This window comes from Polymorphobacter sp., assembly GCF_051860865.1.
Lineage (GTDB): Bacteria > Pseudomonadota > Alphaproteobacteria > Sphingomonadales > Sphingomonadaceae > Sandarakinorhabdus.
Window position 1 is genome coordinate 47,138 of sequence record NZ_JBIMKZ010000012.1, and the last position, 2,529, is coordinate 49,666.

The following is a 2,529-nucleotide window of genomic DNA, read 5'->3' on the forward strand; positions in this document are numbered from 1 at the left end:
CCAAAAAAATAATAAAAATAAATCAACATTCAATCGGGAAAACAGGGGTTTTTCACATGATCCACATCACCAAGTCCATGCTTTGCCTCGGCGTCGCCGCCGCGGCCCTGTCCGCCGCCACCGTCCAGGCCCAGGAAGTCGCCCAGGCCGAGGTCAACACCGGCGGTCTCGACGAGATCATCGTCACCGCCCAGCGCCGTTCTGAATCGATTCAGGACGTGCCGATCGCCATCACCGCCATCTCGGCGGAAACGCTGCGCAGCGGCCAGGTCCGCGGCATCGGCGAGGTCATCGCGCTGACCCCGAACATCAGCTTCCAGTCGAACGGCTCGCGTGACCGCAAGGATCTCGCCATCCGCGGTATCTCCAACCAGCTCAACCCGACGTCGGACGTCCGCCAGACCTCGACGCCCTTCTACATCGACGAATTCAACGTCGTCGCCGGCACCACCAACCCGCAGATCGTCGATCTCGAGCGCGTCGAAGTGCTGCGCGGCCCGCAGGGCACCTATTTCGGCCGCAACTCGATCGGCGGCGCCATCAACGTCATCACCAAGAAGCCGGTCGACCGCTTCGAGGGCGAAGTCGAGCTCGGCTATTCGAGCTTCGACACCAAGCGCGCCATGGGCGTCCTCAACGTGCCGATCGTCCCCGGCCTGCTCGCGATCCGCGCGTCTGGCCAGTATGAAAAGACCGACGGGAACATCAAGAACATCAACCCGATCGGCGGCGGCAACGACGGCGAATTCTGGACCGGCCGCGTCCAGGCCCGCCTCACCCCCAACGACCGCCTGACCTGGGACTTCACCTACAGCTATTCCGACGAGCGCCTGGGCATGCGCGACGGTGTCCCCACCGGCTATGTCACCAACACCTGGAACTCGGTTTATTATCTGTCGCGCGGCCTGCCCAGCACCAACCCGCTCAATCCCGATATCGGCATCAAGTCCACCGATCGGGATGGCGTTGGTTTCTTCCCGGACAACAACAATCGCGTCAATTTCAACCGCGCGCAGCAGGTCGGCAGCACCTATCAGTTCGCCAGCACCCGCTTCGAATGGGATTTCGATGACGTCACCATGACCGGCGTTCTCGGTCACCTGAAGTCCGATGTCGTCAACTTCGGTGACGTCGATGGTGGCAGCAAGGACTTCTTCTACGAAGACTTCACGCTGACCCGCAAGTCGACCAGCGGTGAAATCCGCCTCGCCTCCAATGGCACGCGCTTCTTCAACTGGAACCTCGGCTTCTTCATGGGCCGCGACACCGGCATCACCAACCAGTCGACGTTCCACGGTAACGAGAGCCCGCTCTGCCCCGGCACGACGCCCGGTCGCACCTGCCCCGGCCTCGAAGCCACCGGCCTCGATTCAGACAGCTCCACCAAATATCTGGCGATGTTTGGCGAAACCAGTTTCAACCTGTCCGACCAGTTTCAGGTCATCCTGGGCCTGCGCTATTCGTTCGAGAAGACCTTCAACGTCTCGCAGACCCGCTCGAACCGCAATGTCACCGGCACCAACAACCGCAACGCGCCGTTCGAGGACGTGAGCCCGAAGGTCACCATCCGCTACAAGCCGAGCGATGACCTGATGTTCTACGCAACGGCGGCGCGCGGCTTCAAGGCCGGCGGCACCCAGACTAGCGGCAGCGCCCTGCTGTCCAACGACTTCCAGCCGGAAACCATCTGGAACTACGAAGTCGGCACCAAGTTCAGCATGTTCGACAACCGGCTGCGCTTCGATGTCTCCGCCTTCTACATGGACTGGAAGGACGTCCAGCAGACCATTCGCTTCCAGTTCGTCAACCCCGCCGACAACGCCATTCTCTCGGTCTCTGGTGTCGCCAATGCCGGTGCCGCCGAAAGCTATGGTGTCGAAGCCTCCTTCGATGCCTCGGTCAGCGACAATCTCACGCTGAGCGGCTTTGTCGGCTTCAACGAGAACAAATGGAAGGATTTCCGCAATGCCCTGGTCGAAGGCGTCATCCTCGACGTCACAGGGCAGCGGCTGGTCAATGCCCCGCGCTGGACCGCTGGCGCCCAGGGCCAGTTCACCCAGCCGATCAACGACACCGCCGGTGTCTTCGCCCGCGCCGAGTACCAGTTCCGCGGCGAAACCCTGGCCACGCCGTTTGCCTATCGCTATCCGACCTATCCGTTCATCGCGCCGTCCTACCACAATGTGAACCTGCGCGCCGGTGTCGACGTCGGCCAGTTCCGGGCGACGGTGTTCGTGGAAAACCTGTTCAATGCGCGTTACTTCAACAATGCGTATGAAAAGGCTTTCTACAGCGGCGTCCAGGTCGAGCCATCGCTGCAGCGGATCGGTGGATCGATCGGCTATAAATTCTGATACAAGGGGGGCGTGACCGGCGATGGCTGACCACGCCCCCCATCCCGAAAGGCTGACCCCATGCTGACCCGGCGTCATCTCCTCGGCGCCGGCGCAGCGCTTTCGTTCCTGCCCGCCGGCACCGCCTTTGCCGCCACTCCGGCTGACACCGAGCTGGCCCGGCTGCTCCAACATT

1 protein-coding gene is annotated in these 2,529 nt (G+C 62.0%); it reads left to right on the forward strand.

Annotated features, from left to right (window positions below):
• The first annotated feature begins 56 nt into the window (after window positions 1–56).
• Window positions 57–2,354 (forward strand): TonB-dependent receptor, encoded by a 2,298-nt coding sequence (locus tag ACTIFJ_RS03900; RefSeq protein ID WP_439532777.1) that lies wholly within the window; start codon window positions 57–59, stop codon window positions 2,352–2,354.
• Window positions 2,355–2,529: the final 175 nt, after the last annotated feature.